Here is a 16675-nt window from a genome sequence, read left to right as displayed (position 1 = left end):
ACTCACCGGGACGCGGCCGTCCATTCCGGAGCTCCGACGGCGCGCGGCTCGGGATCCCCGACGGACCGCGGCTCGGGACCGCGGGCCGACCGTGGCTCGGGCAGGACGGCGTTCACCCCGGATCCCGGACCGGCGGCCCGCAGCCCCTGCCCGACCAGCACCGCTCCGGCCAGGACGACACCGGCGTCGACGACCATGGCCCACCGCAGCGCGGGCAACGAGTCCAACCCACCCAGCCCGATGGCCACGGCGCTCATCACCGGCACCCCGACGGCGATGGCGACCTGCTGGGTCATCGTCGCGAGGCCGGTGGCGAGACCCTGCTCCCGGTCGGGCAGGCCGGTCGTCGCCGAGACCATGAAGCCGACGATCGCGCACACGTGCCCGACCGCGCCGACGAAGGTGGTCGCGCCGACCAGCCACAGCGAGCCCAGTGTCGGCCCGACGAAGACCAGGAGGGCGGTCAGCACGGCCTGCACGGTCAGGCCGCCGGCGGTCGCCCAACGGACCCCGACCGACGCGATCACCCTCGGCCCGGCCCAGCCGCCGACGATCGCGCCGGCCCCCATCGTCGCCAGCATCAGCCCGGTCCGCAGCGGGTTCAGGTGCAGGACGTGCTGCAGGTACATCGTCAGCAGGAACACCAGCGCGGGTTCCATCGAGAACGTGACGAGCCCGGCCGCGTTGCCCCAGCCGACGGTGCGGCGGGTCAGGATCGTGACCGGCACGAGCGGGCGGGGGTGGCGCCGCTCGGCCCACCAGAACCCGACGAGCAGCGCGGCCGCCGCGACGAGGCACCCGATCGCCCACCGGTCCCGGACGCCCTGCGCGCCCAGCCGGGTCGCGCCGTAGACGAGCGCGAGCAGGCCGGACGTGACGAGCGCGGCGCCGGGCAGGTCGAGCCGGGTCCGGTCGCGGGGCGACGTGTCGCGCAGGACGAACGGCGCGACCGCGACGACGGCGGCGGCGATCGGCACGTTGACGAGGAACGCCCAGCGCCAGCTCATCAGGTCGGTGAGGACCCCGCCGAGCACCGCACCGCTGGTGAACCCGGTCGACATCATCACGCTGTTGAGCCCGAGCGCGCGCTGGCGCAGCGGGCCGTCCGGGAAAGTCGTGGTCAGCAGCGACAGCGCCGCCGGGGTCACCGCCGCCGTCGCGAGCCCCTGCGCGACCCGGGCCGTCAGCAGGACCGCGGGACTCGTGGCCAGCCCGCCGAGCAGCGAGGCCAGGCCGAGGGCCGTCATGCCGACCCCGAAGACCCGCAGCTTGCCCAGGTAGTCGCCGATCCGGCCGAACAGGAGGGTGAATCCGGCGGCGCACAGAGCGAACGCCGTCGCGATCCACTGCACGTTCGCGTCGGAGAACCCCAGCTTCGCGCCGACCGTGGGCAGCGCGACGTTCAGCACGGAGAAGTCGACGCAGAGGGTGAACTGCGAGGCCAGCAGCAGCACCAGGACCAGGACCTGGCCGCGGGTCATGCGCGTCGAGGCGGCCGGCGAGCCGGCGGCGTCGAGGGTCATCGAAGTGGTCACGGTGTCGACGCTGCGCCGGATCCCGGTCGTCAGCGACACCCCTGCGCCGCCACCCCTCGGCGTGCCTACCACTGGCAGGGATACCCGGCGGCGCCACGCGCGAGGCACGATGAACGGCATGGCGACCGAACTCGGCGAGTTTCTGCGCACCCGCAGGGCGGCGGTCAGCCCCGAGGACGTGGGCCTGGTCTCCTACGGCGCCCGCCGGGTCCCCGGGCTGCGCCGCGAGGAGCTCGCCCACCTCGCCGGGGTCAGCCCGACGTACTACACCCGCCTCGAACAGTCCGACCAGCACAACGCCTCCGACGGCGTCATCGACGCGCTCGCCCGGGCCCTCGCGCTGACGGACGCGGAGCACGCGCACCTGCGGCGGCTGGCCCACCCCGCGCCCAGGCCGCCGCGCCGGTCGCGCGTCGAGCGGCCCCGGCCGTCGGCCGTCGGGCTGATCCGGTCGGCGCCGGGGCCGGCGCTGATCGTGTGCCACCGCAACGACGTCCTGGCCTGGAACGAGCTGGGCCACCGGCTGGTCGGCGCCGGCCAGCCGTTCGAGCAGCCCGACGACGTGCGCAACCGGCCGAACTTCGCCCGGATGTTCTTCCTGGAGCCGGGCGGGCGCGACCTGTACGCCGAGCCGGACCAGATGGCCCGCAACCTCGTCGGCTTCCTGCGCCTGTCGTCAGGCCTCCACCCCGACGACCATCAGCTCAGCTGCCTGGTCGGCGAGCTCGTCCAGCGCAGCGACACCTTCGCCGCGTTGTGGGCCAAGCATCCGGTCATGGACTGCGGCCACGGCGTGAAGAAGTTCCAGCACCCGCTCGTCGGCCGGCTCGACCTCGCCTACGAGGGCATGACGCTGCCCGACACGAGCCACCGGATGGTGCTCTACCACGCCGAGCCCGGCACCCCGAGCGCCGACGCTCTCGCCCTGCTCGCCAGTAGCTGACCCCGGCCCCTGGCCCGCGCGGCCCGCCACAGCCGCCAGCCGTTTCTCGTCGGCCCGCTGGTGCTGGTGATCGCGGTTTGGGCCCTCGGATGGTTGCGGAAACGGCCTGGTCACGACCCCGGGAGGGCCAAAGCCGCGATCAAGGACCGGCCGCCAGGCCCGCGGGCTCATCCGCGAGATCGGTCAGGGCAGGCGCCAGTCGACGGGCTGGGCGCCCTGGCTCAGCAGCAGGTCGTTCGCCCGGCTGAACGGTCGGGAGCCGAAGAAGCCACGGTCCGCCGAGCGGGGCGACGGGTGGGCCGACTCGATCGTCGGGATGCCCGCCAGGAACGGGCGCAGGCCGCGCGCGTCCGCGCCCCACAGGATCGCCACCAGCGGTTTGCCGCGCCCGGCCAGCGCCCGGATCGCCTGCTCGGTGATCTCCTCCCAGCCCTTGCCCCGGTGCGAGCCGGGCTGGCGGGGTGCCGTCGTCAGCGCCCTGTTCAGCAGGAGCACGCCCTGGCCGGTCCACGCCGACAGGTCACCGTTCGACGGCTCCTGCACGCCGACGTCGGCGCGCAGCTCCTGGAAGATGTTGACCAGGCTGCCCGGGAGGCGCCGGATGTCGGGCGCGACCGCGAAGCTGAGGCCGATGGCCATGCCGGGCGTCGGGTACGGGTCCTGCCCGACGATCAGCACCCGCACCTCGTCGAACGGCTGCTGGAAGGCGCGCAGCACGTTCGGCCCGGCCGGCAGGTAGGTACGCCCGGCCGCGATCTCGGCGCGCAGGAAGTCGCCCATGGCCGCGACCCGCTCGGCGACCGGCTCCAGCGCGTCGGCCCAGCCGGGCTCGACCAGCTCCCGCAACGGTTGTCCTGACACGATGGATCAACCTACCGGCCGGGGCGCGGGGCCCGGCCGGACGGGTCACCTTCGCGCCGGCGCGTGCGGCTCAGACCGCGCCGACGGTGGTGACCCGCAGCTCGTGGACCGCCGGGTCCGCGCAGGCCAGCGTGCCCTCGGCGCCGTTGATGGCCACCAGCAGGGCAACGGTGTTGTCCGGTGGGTAGATCCGCATCGTGAACGCCTTGGCCATGCTGTCGGGGGTCAGGCAGCCCGGCAGCACCCCCGGCTGGGTCATCAGCACGGTGAAGACGAGCAGGCCACCCGGCGCGAGCGCGATCCGCCCACCGCTCTCGCCCGCGAGGCCGGTCGACTGGCCGGGCGGCACCCGGTCGGCGGGAGCGCCGAGCTGGTGGCCCGCCGCGTCCAGCAGTGAGACGCCGGGATAGCCCTCGACGGCGCAGCGCGTCCTGCCGGTGTTCGTCAGGGCCATCTCGTCGTACACGGTGCCCGCCGCGCCGTCGGAGTTCTGGAACTTCGCCGACAGCGACGACGACGGGCAGGTCGGGACGGCGGGTGTGACGGTCGCCGTGACCGGGCTCGTCGTGGCGGGGCCGCCCGTCGGCGCGCCGGTGCCGGAGCCGGCGCTCGCCGACGTGGCCGGCGGCGCCGTCGAGGCGCCGGTCGAGCCCGAGGCGCCACTCGACCCGGAGCAGGCGGCGATCGTCACGGCGATCAGTACGCCGAGCGCCGGTCCGGCCGCGGTCCTTCGGCCGCCGGGACCGCCGACCACCCGGCGTCGGGCCCGTGGCCGGCCACGGCCGAGGACCGTCCGCGTCGCGGCCGCACGGCCGACGACCTGGTGACCTTCGCTACCGGTGTCCATCGCAGCTCCATCCGCCTAGAGGTCCATGATGCTGCGCTATCGGACACCGTGTCCGCTTCGGTCAATCGACCGCAAGACACCGCGACGCCGCGAACTGTCGGTGCCGTGTGGCAGATTTCGGGCCATGCCAGAGCGTCCGCCCGTGCCGGCCGAGATCATCAGGCGACTTGGCTCGCTGCTGGGCGGCTTTCCCGACTGCCAGGAGGAGGAGGCCTGGGCGGGGGTGCGCTGGCGGGTCGGCGGGGCCACGGTCGCGCACGTGTTCGGCGGTGAGGACCAGCTGTTCAGGATCACCTTCCGCGCCGAGCCGTCCGAGCTGATGGCGTTCGAGCGGCTGGGCGCGCCGTATTTCCGGGCGTCGTGGGGGGAGAACGTCGTCGGGCTGGTCCTGGGCGACGACACCGACTGGGACGAGCTCGCGGAGCTGCTGACCGACTCCTACTGCCTGCAGGCCCCGCCCCGGCTCGCCGATCAGGTGGCACGGCCGGACCAGGCCGGCTGACAGGGAAGCCACGGCATCCGGCCTTTGTCCCGGAAGTTCGGCGGCCTGATTGTTACCGTGCCGGCGAACGGATTCTGCCCGGGAGGGTTCTCAGGCGGCGAGGACGCGCGGACAACCAGGGAACGGATGCGACCATGAGGCTTCTGGACGGACGGGCGATGGCCGCCGAGATCGGCCGGCATGTCGTCGACGAGGTGGCGTTGCTCGCCGAGGCAGGTGTCACGCCGACGCTGGCCGTGGTACTGCCGGGCGACGACCGGGCGGCGTTGTCCTTCGCGCGGGTCATCGAACAGACCGCCGGGCGCGTCGGGGTGGCCTGCCAGCGCCACCAGCTGTCCGGCAAACCCGACGAGCTGACGGAGACCCTCGGCCGGCTGGCCGCCGACCCCGCCGTCCATGGGATTCTGGCCCAGACGCCACTTCCGGCCGGGATGACTGCCGACGAGGTCGGCGCCCGCATTCCGGCGTCGAAGGACGTCGACGGGATGAACCCGACCAGCCTCGGCCGGCTGGCGCTGGGCCTGCCGGCGTTCGCCCCGGCGACCGCCGCCGCCGTGGTCGAGATCCTGCGCCGTGGCGACGTCCCGATGGCCGGCGCGCGGGCCTGCGTGATCGGCCGCAGCCCGGTGGTCGGGAAGCCGGCGGCGCTGCTCCTGCTGGCCGAGGACGCCACCGTGACGGTCTGCCACTCCCGCACCAGGGACCTGGCGACGGTGGCGCACGAGGCCGACATCGTGGTCGCGGCCGTCGGCCGTCCGAAGCTGGTCGGCGCCGGGTTCGTGCGGCCGGGGGCGACCGTCATCGACGTCGGCACGAACGTGACCGACGAGGGGCTGGTCGGGGACGTCGACGCGGACGCGATCGCCGGCGTCGCCGGTGCGCTGACCCCGGTGCCCGGCGGCGTCGGGCCGGTCACGACCATGCTGCTGCTGCGCAACACCGTCCAGGCCGCCCACCGCGCCCGCTGAGGAGGTCCACCGGACGGCACGGACGGAGCCCGGTCAGTCGGGCTGGGCCGCCTGGACGGGAAGCTGCGCCGGGCCGGGCTCACCGGCGGGCTCGGCCCGCACGACCGGCACGACCGGGTCCGCGAGGCGGATCCGGTTGCGGCCGGCGGCCTTCGCCCGGTAGAGGGCCGCGTCGGCGGCCTCGAGCGCCCCGGCCAGGCCGGCGGAGTGCCCGCAGACCGCCGCGCCGACCGAGACGGTGACACCGACCGCGTCGCCGTCGAGCGCGCTCGGATCCAGCGGGCAGCGGGTCGCCGCCACCTGCCGGCGGATCCGCTCGGCGATCTCCGCGGCCGTCACCAGGTCGACCTCGGCGAGCAGGACGACGAACTCCTCGCCACCGAACCGGCCGACCAGGTCCCACGGCCGCGTCGCCGCCCGCAGCGCCTCGGCGACCGCCACCAGGACGGTGTCGCCGAACAGGTGGCCGTGCCTGTCGTTGACCTGCTTGAAGTGGTCGATGTCGACGAGCAGCACCGAGAGCGGGCGGCCGGCGCGGCGCGCGCGGACGAGCTCGGCGTCGGCGACCTCCCGCCACCAGGTGACGTTCGCGAGGCCGGTCTTCGGGTCGGTGCGGGCGGCGGCGAGCAGCTCGTCGGGCGGCAGGCTGCGCGCCAGCAGCAGCGCCGGCGGCGCGGCGGTGAGCATGAGCAGCGGGTTCGCCACCCACAGCGCCGCCACCGCGACCGCGGCGCACAGCTCGGTCAGCCCCAGCAGCACCACGCCGGCCACCGGGACGGCTCCGCGCGGCGCGCCCCGCTGGCGCTCGCCGCGCGACCAGAGGCTCCGGGTCACGCCGGGCAGCAGAAGCCCGCGGACCAGCGCGAACCCGCCAGCGGCCGCCGCGAGGCCGGCCAGCCGCACCGGCGAGCCGGTCAGGTCGTCCGCCGTGTACGAGCCGGTGGCCGGGGCGAGAAAACCGTGCAGCCAGCTCGCCGCCGCGCCGGCCGCGCCGAGCGCGAGCGCGTCCTGGACCCGCGGCCGCGACGGCAGGCGCGCCGCCCGCCTGCCGAGGCTCAGGCCAGGCTCCCCCGAGCCGCCGGCCAGGCTCGGCCCGGGCACCGCCGGGGGCTGGCCCCAGCGGGCCCACCCGCCCGTCCGCAGCAGGCACAGCGGCAGATGAGCGACCAGTGCGTAGGCCGGGGGCAGCAGCAGCGCGACCGGCAGCGTCCAGACGACGACCAGGCCGCGGTCGCGGCCGCCGGTCGCGCCGGCCGGGCGGGCGGTCAGCAGCGCGAGGGCCGCGAAGGCGAGCAGCGTGGCGAAAGTCGCCGCGTCGGCGGGCCGGACCGTCAGCCTGGCGAACCCGCTCACCGCCAGGGCGAGCCACAGGACGCCCAGGCCGGCCAGCCGCCAGCCGGGCTGCCCGGCCCGCGGTGGCGGCGCGCCCGGGTCGAGGTCGAGCGCCGTCGCGGGGCGGGCGATCCCGGGCTCGGCGGGCGGGACGGCCGGCGCGGGCCGGGCGGGCAGGCGGCGGGCCGACGCGCCGACGATGGCACTGGCGGGTGGGCGGTCCGTTCGGGGGTGCGGCCAGGCGGCCGCCGCCCGGGCGGGCTCAGGCCTGGCGGGCAGGGGCCGGGCGGGCTCGGTTCTCGCGGCCTCGGATCTGGCGGCCTCGGGGCCGGCCGGGATCGTCGGCAGGCCGACAGCCGGTGTGTCGACGACCCAGCCGCCGTCCGCCGCGAGCGGCACGACGATCCGGCCGGCCGCGGCGGGCCGCCAGGGTAAGACCCGCCATCTGGCCAGCGCCCGGGGAGCCGGAAGGCGGAGCTGAACCGGTCGCCACCAGGACCGCGAGGCCATGTCGGACGACGTCGCGGGTCCAAGGCCTGGTCCAGCCGGCAGAGCGGTCTCCGGGCCGTGCCCAGGCCCGCTGGAAGGACGCGGGCCGACGCCGTCACGCGCGTCACCGTTCGGGCCGGGTTCGCGCGGTGCGCCGGGCCGGGCCGGGCCGAGAGCCTCACTGCCGTCGCAGGAGGTGGGACCGTCGGTCGCTGTGGCCACGGGGCATCGGCCTTCCTCGTCCAGGTCCAGGGCGGGATATCGCCGGTTCATTGCCCCCCTGGGGGTAGTGCTACTCCCTGTGCTCTGCTGAGAACAAAGAGTACGAAGTCCAGAGCGGTATGGGCAACCACTTCGCGGACGCCTGGAATCTGTTGCCTTAGGTAGCGACCGACGGGAATCGATTTACGCACAGCGACCATCTGAACACCCAAATCGAGCGCTGACCTGCGTGAACAAGTCGCTCCCTACCAGCCTCCAACGGCGTCACACCCGGCGCCGCGGTGACCCTAGGAACACAGTGGTCTTCACCAGCAGATCACAGCCGATCCACGGGCGCCCGCCCGGCGCCCAACCCCCGCACCAAGATTACGGCGCGCCGCGGGGCCGACGTCAACATCGTTGACTATCTTGTGGGCTGTCGGGTGAGCCCGCCAGGCGAGCGTCGCCGGGCCGGGCCGCGCCGGCCCGTCAGCGCGAGGCCGTCGCGACGGCCTCGACCATCGCGGCGGTGAGAGTGGCGATGTCCGCGGTGCCGGTGACGTAGGGCGGCATCGTGTAGACGAGACGGCCGAACGGGCGGACCCAGACGCCCAGCTCGACGAGCCGGGGCTGGATGACGGCCATGTCGACCGGCTCGCGGGTCTCGATGACACCGACGGCGCCCAGCGTGCGCACCTCGGCGACGCCGGGCAGCTCGGCGGCCGGGGCGAGTCCGGCGGCGAGCTCGGCCTCGATCCGCCGGACGGTCTCGCGCCAGGGCGAGCCGAGCAGGAGCTCGAGGTTCGCGCTGGCGATCGCGGCCGCGAGCGGGTTGGCCATGAACGTCGGGCCGTGCATGAAGGCCCCGGCCTCCGAGGCGCAGACCCCGTCGGCGACCTCGTCGGTGCACAGCGTCGCCGCCATGGTCAGGTAGCCGCCGGTGAGGGCCTTGCCGACGCACATGATGTCCGGGCTGATGCCCGCGTGGTCGCAGCCGAACAGCTCGCCGGTCCGGCCGAACCCGGTGGCGATCTCGTCGGCGATCAGGAGCACGCCGTGCTCGTCGCACAGCTCGCGGACCCGGGTCAGGAAGCCCGGGTGGTAGCCGCGCATCGCGCCGGTGCCCTGCAGCACCGGCTCGAGGATGACGGCGGCCGTCTCGTCGGCGTGGGCGGCCAGCAGCGCCGCGAACGGCGCCACGTGCGCGTCGGTGCACGGCTCGTCGAACCCGCAGGGCGGCGCCGGCGCGAACAGGTGGCGCGAGAGCAGGCCAGTGAAGAGGTGGTGCATCCCGCCGTCCGGGTCGCAGACGGCCATCGCGCCGGAGGTGTCGCCGTGGTAGCCGCGCCGCACGGTCAGCAGGCGGGTGCGCCGGGGCCGGCCCCGGCCGAGCCAGTACTGCAGCGCCATCTTGATCGCGACCTCGACGGAGACTGACCCCGAGTCACACAGGAACACCTTCGCCAGCGGTGCCGGGGTGATCGCGACCAGCGTCTCGGCCAGCCGGACCGCCGGCTCGTGGGTGAGCCCGCCGAACATGACGTGGGCCATCGTGTCGAGCTGCGCGTGCGCCGCGGCGTCGAGCACCGGGTGGCGGTAGCCGTGGATCGCGGCCCACCACGACGACATCCCGTCGATCAGCTCACGCCCGTCGGTCAGCCGCAGACGCACCCCGGACGCCGACGCGACCGCGAACAGCGGGCCGCCCGCGGCGGCTCCGGCGGCCGCGTACGGGTGCCAGACGACCGCCCGGTCCCGCGCCACCAGCCGTGCCGCGGCACTGCCACGCGGGTCCGGGCCACCGCGGTCCTGGTCGCTCACCGTCGGGGTGTTCAGCAGCTCCACCCGCCTTACTCTGCCGGATCCCCGCGCGTGACCTGTGCCCCAGAGGGGATGGGCCACCGCCCCCCGCCGCCGCCGGGGCGCCTGGGCCTACTCGGCTGGGGCGTCGCCGCCGGTCCGGCCGCGGCGCAGCAGCGCGAGAACCGTCACGACCAGGGCCGCGACGACCACGATGAACGCCAGTCCGGCGGTCCGCAGCGCGGTCAGCTCGGCCAGCACGCCGATGCCGACCACCGGCACCGAGATGGCGACGTAGGCCACCACGAAGAACGCCGACGACGTCTCGCCGCGGGCGGCCGGCGGCGCGGCGGCGAGCAGCGCGCCGAGCCCCGCGGCGAAGCTGAGCCCCTGGCCGGCCCCGGTGACGACCCCGCCGACGACCAGCAGCGGCAGCGAGGCGAACACCAGTGCCAGCGCGACGGCGGCGAGGCCGACGAGCAGCGCCCCGCAGCCGAGCCACAGCCCGGACGCCGGCCCGGTCCGGCGGGCCAGTGCCTGGCCGGCCGCCGACGCGGCGAACACGGCGGCCACCACCAGCCCGGTGACCAGCGGGTCATGCTGGTGGAGCACCTGGCCGAGGAACGCCGGGGACACCGCGGTGAACATGCCGAGCACCGCGAAACCGGCGAACCCGGCGAGCGCCGCCCGGACGAAGACCACCCGCGCCGCGGCGGGCACCCGCGGCCGGGACACCAGCCGGCCGCCGGCGGCCCGGTTCGCGGCCCGGGCCGCCGGCGACACCGTCTCCGGCAGCAGCAGCACGGCCAGCGCGGCGGGAATCAGCAGCGCCAGGTCGACGACGAACGTCCACCGCAGCGGCGCCGGGCCGAACTGGGCGACCAGGCCCGCGATCACCGGGCCGCAGCCGAGGCCGCCCATGTTCGCCACCGTCGCCAGCAACGCGGCGCGCCCGGCCCGGCCCGGCGCCGCGAGGTCGACGATCGCGGCCGTCGCGGTGCCGGTGAACATTCCGGCGGACAGGCCGGACAGCAGCCGCCCGACGAGCAGCGCCGGCAGGCCGCCCGCGAGCAGGAACACCACGGCACTCGCCGCGGACACGGCCAGGCCCGGCAGCAGGGTGGCTCGGCGGCCGATCCGGTCCGACAGCCGGCCGAACAGCAGCAGCGCCGCGATCACCCCGACCGCGTACGTCGCGAAGATCACCGTGACCATCAGCTGGGAGAAGCCGAACTCGGCCCGGTAGTGGGGGTACAGCGGCGTGGGCAGCGTCGTGCCGGCCATGGTCACGGCGAACGCGTACGCGGCCGCCGCCAGCGCGGCGCCGCCGCGCAGCACACCCCGGGCCGCCGGGGCGGGCACGCCGCCGGGCGCCGAGGTCACGGGCGGGCCGGCCGGCGACGGTGGGTTCACAGGGCGCACGGGAGTGACAATGCCCCCGCCCGCGCCGTGGCTTCCCGCTGGGCACGTGACAGGGACCACCGTCGCGCGACGGCCGGCCCATAGCCCCCGCCACCGCCCCGCCCGGCGTCGCCCCGACCGGTCACCGTCCAGGTCAGCCAGGCCGGCGAGGGCGCTCCCCCGCCCCGGACGGTGGCCCGGTGGCCGCGCGAGCCGGAGGGCCGCAAGCCGGCGATCGTAGTGCCCGGCGGCGGGGACCGTTGGGGCGACGGACCCGCGGGCGCCCGGGTCAGCCGGGTTCGGCAGGATGGCGGGCGTGGTCATCCCCATCCACGACATCAACCCGCTGAGACGGCGGCCGGTCATGACCTGGCTGCTCATCGCGGTGAACGTCCTCGTGTTCGTGCTGTTCACCCCGGTGTCGACCGCGGTGATGGGCCTGCACCGGGGCACCAGCCCGAACGTCTGCGAGCAGCGGCGCTTCTTCGAGGAGTGGGGGGCGATCCCGAAGGAGCTGATGACCGACAAGCAGCTGCCGGTCGCGGACACCGGGAGGATCGGGCTCAACCCGGACGGCACGACCGGCTGCGAGGTGAGCTCGCCGCCGACGTTCGACAAGAACCCGATCCTGTCGGTGCTGACCTCGATGTTCCTGCACGGGAGCTGGGTGCACCTGCTCGGCAACATGCTGTTTCTCGGCGTCTTCGGGAACAACGTCGAGGACCGGATGGGCCGGCTGCGGTTTCTGTTCTTCTATGTGGCCTGCGGGTTCGTCGCCGCCTATGGCTTCTCGTTCGCCCAGCCGGACTCGCGGAGCACCCTGATCGGCGCGTCGGGCGCAATCGCCGGCGTACTCGGCGCCTACCTGGTGGTTTTCCCACGCGCCCGGGTGATCGGTGTCGTACCGATCCTTTTCTTCATCCCGTTCTGGCTACCGGCCTGGCTGGTGCTCGGGTTCTGGTTCGTGCTGCAGTATCTGTATTTCGCCGGTATCGGCGTGTCCTCCGGCGGTGCCGTTGCCTACGGGGCACACGTGGTCGGGTTCGTGTTCGGCGCCCTGGTGGCCCTGCCGTTCGTCCAGAGGCTGCGCGCCGCCGGCCCGGACCCACGCCGCCACGCCCCCCGAACCCGCTGGGTCCGCGGCACCCGTTGGTGATCCAGCGGCGCTGTGAGGCGGGTCGCGGGTAATCCGGTGGATCCCGGACAGCAGGTCAGGCAGGGTGAGACCGGCCATGGCCTCTGTATACCGGCGGGCGCTCACGACCCAGGGTGCCACGCGCTTCGTCCTCGCCGCGTTCGTCGGCCGGATCCCGATCTCGATGCTCGGCATCGGGACCATCCTCTACATCCAGCACGAGACCGGCTCCTACGGCGTCGGCGGCACGGTCGTCGCGGCGGCGACGCTCGGCGAGGCGCTCAGCGCCGCCCGGATCGGCCGGGCACTGGACCGCTTCGGCCAGGCCAGGGTGCTGGTGCTGTGCCTTCTCGGCCATCTCGTCGGGCTGGTCGGCCTGCTGGTGACCGTTGGTACCGGGGCGCCAAGGCCGCTCTGGTACGTCTTCGCGGCGGTCATGGGCGGGGTGTTCCCGCCGACCGGCAGCTGCAGCCGGGCCCGGTGGAGCGTCTGCCTCACGGACGGCGACCTGCTGGGGGCGGCGTTCTCGCTGGAGGCGGCCGTCGACGAGGTCATCTTCATCACCGGGCCGGTGCTGGCGACCGTGCTCGCGACCGCGGTCGCGCCGGCCGCCGGACTGGTCGCCGCCGGCATCCTGCTGACGGCCGGGACGCTGGCCCTCGCGGCCCAGCTTGGCACCGACCCGGGGCCGCGGCCGGCCACCGCCGGCCGTGCCCCGCGGCCGCGGGTGTTCCGCGACCCGGCGCTGCGCGCGCTGCTGCTGGTGCTGCTGGCGATCGGGGTGTCGTTCGGCGCGACCGACGTGACCACGGTCGCGTTCGGCCGCCAACACGGCCTCGGCGCCTTCTCCGGCGTGCTGCTCGCGCTGTTCGCGCTCGGCTCGGCGACCAGCGGCCTGTTCTGGGGCGCGCGGCCCGCCGGGGCGGCGTTCGCGCGCCGGTTCCTCATCGCCTGCGGGTTCATGGCCTTCGCGCTGTGGCTGCCGCTGGCCGCGCCGAACGTGGCGCTGCTCGTGCCGCTGGTGGTGATCACCGGGGCGACGGTCGCGCCCTCGATGGTCGGCGCGAACACCGTCATGGAGCGGCTGGTACCGCCGGCCGCGCGCACCGAGGGCTTCGCCTGGCTCCAGGTCGCGCTGGTCACCGGCATCTCCGCCGGGGCGCCGGCGGCCGGGGCGACGATCGACAGGTTCGGCGCCCGGTCCGGCTGGGCGGTGGCCGCCTGCGCCGGCGTCCTGGTCGGCCTCGCGGCGCTCGGCGGGCGCCGCGCCCTGCTCGGCGCCCCGGCGGCCGACGGTCCCGCCCGCCCCGCCGGCCCGGAGGCGGTCGCGGTGAGCCGCTCCGAGATGTCCGGCGAGCGGGCCTAGGCCGGCCCAGACCCGCCCGGCCCGCGTGTCCCTCAGTGGGCTGCGTACCGGCGGCATAACACCATCGTGCGGACGGCAACCCACCGGACCAACACCGGAAACGCGCCGAACCACGGCGGACAGTCACGACGGTCGGCCTGGCGCGTACAAGCCGTGTCGAACCGGCGGCTGGCAGCCGCCTGAACAGGGCAGATGTCGCCCAGCGAGTTCATACAATCACTCGGGACGAATTACCGTTCCTTCCGGCCCTAGTGCTCTACTGCCGAATCACTTCGATCATCGGACAACTCTGGGGCGCTCAACGGCCGCGTTATACTCTCGTTGCATCAGGTGACATACGGAGAGTCTTCAACGACTGCGGGTCTGGCGGGGTCAACGGTGTCAGAGGTATCTGCGGACATTCCCGCGGCGGGCAACGCCCGAACGGCCGCGAGCATGTCGCCTGGTCTCGGCGGGTCGCCGTCGGTGGCGACCGGTCAGCCCGCTCCCCCGCCCGGCCGGACGATCCGAATTTTCCTGCTCGACGACCACGAGGTCGTTCGCCGCGGGCTGCGCGACCTGCTTTCCGAGGAACCCGACATCGAGATCGTCGGCGAGGCCGGCCGAGCCGATGAGGCACTCGAGCAGATCATGGCTCTGCGGCCGGACGTGGCCGTGCTGGACGCCCGGCTGCAGGACGGCAGCGGCATCGAGGTCTGCCGGCAGGTCCGCTCGAACGACTCCGGCATCGCCTGCCTGATCCTCACGTCGTTCGACGACGAGGACGCGCTGTTCACCGCGATCATGGCCGGTGCCGCTGGCTACGTGCTCAAGCAGATCCGCGGCGCCGCCCTCGTCGACGCGGTCCGCCGGGTCGCCGCCGGGCAGTCGCTGCTCGACCCCGAGGTCACCCCGCGGGTGCTGTACCGGCTGCGGCAGGGCCCGGCCGAGGACGAGCGGCTCGCCGGCCTCACCGACCAGGAGCGGCGTATCCTCGCGCTCATCGCCGAGGGCCTCACCAACCGGCAGATCGCCAACCGGATGTACCTGGCGGAGAAGACCGTCAAGAACTACGTGTCCAGCATGCTGTCCAAGCTGGGTCTGGAGAGCCGCACCCAGGCGGCGGTGTTCGCCACCAAGCTCGGCACCTGACCGTTCCGTTCGGCAAGGACCCGCCGGCTCACAGGCCGGTCAGGCGCGGCTCACGGGCGGGGCAGCCCGGGAGGCGGCGTCGAGCTGGACGCCCAGTCGGCCGGCGCGGGCCGCACGGCCGTGGGCACCTGCCAGCGCACCCGGGTGCCCACGCCGCCTGGCCCCGGGCCGAACTCCATGTGCCCACCGAGGTCCTGCGCCCGGCTGCGCAGGTTCGCCAGGCCGCTGGTGACCCCGGCCCCGCCCGGGCCGACCCCGTCGTCGTGCACCTCGACCAGCACGTCGTCGTCGGTCGCGCGGACCAGCACCTGCACCCGGGTCGCCCGCGAGTGCCGGGCGATGTTCGACAACGCCTCCCGCAGTGCCGCCAACAGGTGCGGGTGGACCACCACCGGCACCCGCTCGACGTGCCCCTCGATCCGCACCGCGGGGCGCAGGCCGACGGAGTGCTCGGCCTGCCCGGCGATCCGCTCGATCTCGGCCCGCAGCGCCGCGCCGTCCGCCGTCGGGGAGCTCAGCGAGAAGATCGTGTGCCGCAGCTCGGTGATCGTCTGGTCCAGCTCGCCGACCACGTCCTCGACCCGGGCCGCCACCGGCGCCGGCATCGACCGGGTCATCCCCTGCAACTGGAGACCGGTGGCGAACAGCCGCTGGATCACCACGTCGTGCAGGTCGCGCGCGATCCGGTCCCGGTCCTCGAACACCGCGAGGCGCTCCCGGTCGCGCTGCAGCCGGTTGAGCTCGAGCGTGAGGGCGGCCTGACCGGCGAAGGCCGTCGCCATCCGCAGATCCAGCTCGCCGAACTGGGTGACGCCGACCGCCCGGCCCAGCGGGTCGGCCACCGGCCCGGAGGCGCCGTCGGGCTGGGTCTCGGGCGCCCCGAGCAGCAGCCCACCCACCGCCCGGCCGGCGGCGACCATCGGCACCACCATCACGCAGGCGAGCGCCAGCTGCGCGGCCGCCGGTCCGAGCAGGTCGCACAGCTCCGCCCCGGCGACGACCCGCGCCCGCCCGATCCGCATCGCCTCGACGAGCGGGCTGCGCTCGACCGGCAGGTTGCGGCCACACAGCCGGTCGGCCCCGGCGCCGTCGGCGTTCGTGACGATGATCCCGGCCGCCGGGTCGGGGATGACGATCGCCGCGAGGCACGCCGAGGTGGCCTGCCGGGCCCGGCTCGCGACCAGGTCCAGCGCCGCCCACGGCTCGGGCACCGCCACGAGCGCCGCGGTGATCTCGCCGCTGGCCGCCTGCCAGGCCTGTTGGCGGCGTGCCTCGTCCCGCAGCCGGGAGTTCTCGATCGCGAGGCCGACCGCCGCCGCGAACGCCGTCACCAGGTCCTCGTCCTGGCTGGTGAACGGGCCGCCGCCACGCTTGCCGCCGAGGTAGAGGTCGCCGAACGCCGCCCCGCGGATCGTGATCGGCGCGCCCAGGAACGCGCCGAACGCCGGCTGTCCCGGCGCGAGGCCCGCGGCTCCCGGCTCATCGGCCGCGGCGTCGAGGCAGCGGGCCCACGACTCGCGCAGGGCGGCGCCGAACGACGCGCGGCCGCCCGGCAGCCTCCCGGCCCGGGCCAGCGCGGCAGGGTCCAGCCCGACCTGCACCAGATCGTGGACCCGGCCGTCGGGCGCGAGCACGCCGATCGCCCCGTACTGGGCATCGGCGAGCCGGCAGGCCACCTCGGCCGCGCGCCGCAGCGTCGCCGCCAGGTCCGGCTCCTGGGCGACGGTGGCCAGCGCGTCCGCCAGGCCACGCATCCGGTCGTGCGCGGCGAGGGCGTCACCGACGCGGTCGCCGAGCTGGTGGAGCATCCGCTCGATCCGCTCCTCGAGCCCCGGTCCGGCGGGCGTGCGGGCCCCGGCCGGCCGCTGCCGGGCCGGCAGCCAGACGGCCGCGGTGGCGGGGTCGGCTGCCGGCGCGCGAGGGGGTGCCTGGACGCCGGCGGCGGCAGGGCCCGCGGCGGGCTGCGGCCCGACCGTGGGCCGCGCGCCGGTGGCGGCCTGGGCCGCGACCACGGCGGCGACAGGTGGCGCGGGTTGCCCGGCCTCGCTGGTCACCGTTCCACCACCTCCACCCCATCGTGGCCGGCGTGTCCGGACGACAGCAGCCGGACGGCGCGGGCCCGGCCGGACCTGGACAGCCGGAACCAGGCCGCTCTGCCCAGCAC

At 75.2% G+C, this 16675-nt stretch carries 13 protein-coding genes; 6 read left to right on the top strand and 7 right to left on the bottom strand.

Features of this window, described 5'->3' with window-relative positions; genetic code table 11:
• Nucleotides 1-2: 2 nt before the first annotated feature.
• Nucleotides 3-1535 carry an MFS transporter gene (locus FRAEUI1C_RS14800; protein ID WP_232425433.1) on the bottom strand — a complete coding sequence of 511 codons (1533 nt, stop codon included), beginning with the start codon at nt 1533-1535 and terminating at the stop codon, nt 3-5.
• 118 nt (nt 1536-1653) lie between these two features.
• Here FRAEUI1C_RS14800 and FRAEUI1C_RS14795 point away from each other — a divergent pair, with 118 nt between their 5' ends.
• The gene (locus FRAEUI1C_RS14795; protein WP_041259339.1) at nt 1654-2478 is read left to right on the top strand and encodes a helix-turn-helix transcriptional regulator; all 825 of its coding nucleotides are present in this window, start codon (nt 1654-1656) and stop codon (nt 2476-2478) included.
• Between the two features lie 183 nt (nt 2479-2661).
• On the opposite strand, the gene FRAEUI1C_RS14790 is transcribed toward FRAEUI1C_RS14795, so the two are convergent.
• Nucleotides 2662-3339, bottom strand: coding sequence for a uracil-DNA glycosylase (locus FRAEUI1C_RS14790; RefSeq protein ID WP_013424114.1), 678 nt, complete (start codon nt 3337-3339; stop codon nt 2662-2664).
• A gap of 70 nt (nt 3340-3409) precedes the next feature.
• On the bottom strand, nt 3410-4186 hold the full coding sequence (locus FRAEUI1C_RS37185) for a DUF4232 domain-containing protein (RefSeq protein WP_013424113.1): 777 nt from the start codon (nt 4184-4186) through the stop codon (nt 3410-3412).
• A 124-nt stretch (nt 4187-4310) separates the two neighbouring features.
• On the opposite strand from FRAEUI1C_RS37185, the gene FRAEUI1C_RS14780 reads away from it, so the two are divergent.
• Nucleotides 4311-4688 carry an MmcQ/YjbR family DNA-binding protein gene (locus tag FRAEUI1C_RS14780; RefSeq protein ID WP_041259335.1) on the top strand — a complete coding sequence of 126 codons (378 nt, stop codon included), beginning with the start codon at nt 4311-4313 and terminating at the stop codon, nt 4686-4688.
• A 134-nt stretch (nt 4689-4822) separates the two neighbouring features.
• Complete coding sequence (locus tag FRAEUI1C_RS14775; RefSeq protein WP_013424111.1) at nt 4823-5656, top strand: bifunctional 5,10-methylenetetrahydrofolate dehydrogenase/5,10-methenyltetrahydrofolate cyclohydrolase; 834 nt, start codon at nt 4823-4825, stop codon at nt 5654-5656.
• Between the two features lie 33 nt (nt 5657-5689).
• Here the strand turns inward: FRAEUI1C_RS14775 and FRAEUI1C_RS36295 are convergent, their stop codons facing one another.
• The 3 genes from FRAEUI1C_RS36295 to FRAEUI1C_RS14760 form a co-directional block, all read right to left on the bottom strand.
• The gene (locus tag FRAEUI1C_RS36295; RefSeq protein ID WP_013424110.1) at nt 5690-7387 is read right to left on the bottom strand and encodes a GGDEF domain-containing protein; all 1698 of its coding nucleotides are present in this window, start codon (nt 7385-7387) and stop codon (nt 5690-5692) included.
• A gap of 780 nt (nt 7388-8167) precedes the next feature.
• Complete coding sequence (gene bioA, locus FRAEUI1C_RS14765) at nt 8168-9499, bottom strand: adenosylmethionine--8-amino-7-oxononanoate transaminase (RefSeq protein WP_049807185.1); 1332 nt, start codon at nt 9497-9499, stop codon at nt 8168-8170.
• A gap of 111 nt (nt 9500-9610) precedes the next feature.
• Nucleotides 9611-10891: an MFS transporter gene (locus tag FRAEUI1C_RS14760; protein WP_232425432.1), complete on the bottom strand. Its 1281-nt coding sequence runs from the start codon at nt 10889-10891 to the stop codon at nt 9611-9613.
• A 304-nt stretch (nt 10892-11195) separates the two neighbouring features.
• Here FRAEUI1C_RS14760 and FRAEUI1C_RS14755 point away from each other — a divergent pair, with 304 nt between their 5' ends.
• The 3 genes from FRAEUI1C_RS14755 to FRAEUI1C_RS14745 all read left to right on the top strand — a co-directional run bounded on the left by FRAEUI1C_RS14755 (nt 11196) and on the right by FRAEUI1C_RS14745 (nt 14511).
• Nucleotides 11196-12035, top strand: a complete 840-nt coding sequence (locus FRAEUI1C_RS14755) for a rhomboid family intramembrane serine protease (RefSeq protein WP_013424107.1) — start codon at nt 11196-11198, stop codon at nt 12033-12035.
• Nucleotides 12036-12111: 76 nt separating this feature from the next.
• A complete protein-coding gene (locus FRAEUI1C_RS14750) occupies nt 12112-13380 on the top strand; it encodes an MFS transporter (RefSeq protein WP_013424106.1) in 1269 nt (422 codons plus the stop codon).
• Nucleotides 13381-13815: 435 nt separating this feature from the next.
• Nucleotides 13816-14511, top strand: a complete 696-nt coding sequence (locus FRAEUI1C_RS14745) for a response regulator (protein WP_232425431.1) — start codon at nt 13816-13818, stop codon at nt 14509-14511.
• A gap of 50 nt (nt 14512-14561) precedes the next feature.
• Here FRAEUI1C_RS14745 and FRAEUI1C_RS14740 read toward each other — a convergent pair whose 3' ends face one another.
• On the bottom strand, nt 14562-16565 hold the full coding sequence (locus FRAEUI1C_RS14740; protein WP_013424104.1) for a sensor histidine kinase: 2004 nt from the start codon (nt 16563-16565) through the stop codon (nt 14562-14564).
• Between the last annotated feature and the right edge of the window lie 110 nt (nt 16566-16675).

Origin of the sequence: Pseudofrankia inefficax (assembly GCF_000166135.1) — a bacterium.
GTDB lineage: Bacteria > Actinomycetota > Actinomycetes > Frankiales > Frankiaceae > Pseudofrankia > Pseudofrankia inefficax.
Note: the sequence above shows the minus strand (reverse complement) of the source record. Positions and strands in the feature narration are given on the sequence as shown.

What these genes read in the sequence shown, in the direction of transcription:
- FRAEUI1C_RS14780 (WP_041259335.1), top strand. Translation starts at nt 4,311, where the DNA reads ATGCCAGAGCGTCCGCCCGTGCCGGCCGAGATCATCAGGCGACTTGGC.
- FRAEUI1C_RS14745 (WP_232425431.1), top strand. Translation starts at nt 13,816, where the DNA reads ATGTCGCCTGGTCTCGGCGGGTCGCCGTCGGTGGCGACCGGTCAGCCC.
- FRAEUI1C_RS14750 (WP_013424106.1), top strand. Translation starts at nt 12,112, where the DNA reads ATGGCCTCTGTATACCGGCGGGCGCTCACGACCCAGGGTGCCACGCGC.
- FRAEUI1C_RS14795 (WP_041259339.1), top strand. Translation starts at nt 1,654, where the DNA reads ATGGCGACCGAACTCGGCGAGTTTCTGCGCACCCGCAGGGCGGCGGTC.
- FRAEUI1C_RS14775 (WP_013424111.1), top strand. Translation starts at nt 4,823, where the DNA reads ATGAGGCTTCTGGACGGACGGGCGATGGCCGCCGAGATCGGCCGGCAT.
- FRAEUI1C_RS37185 (WP_013424113.1), bottom strand. Translation starts at nt 4,186, where the DNA reads ATGGACACCGGTAGCGAAGGTCACCAGGTCGTCGGCCGTGCGGCCGCG.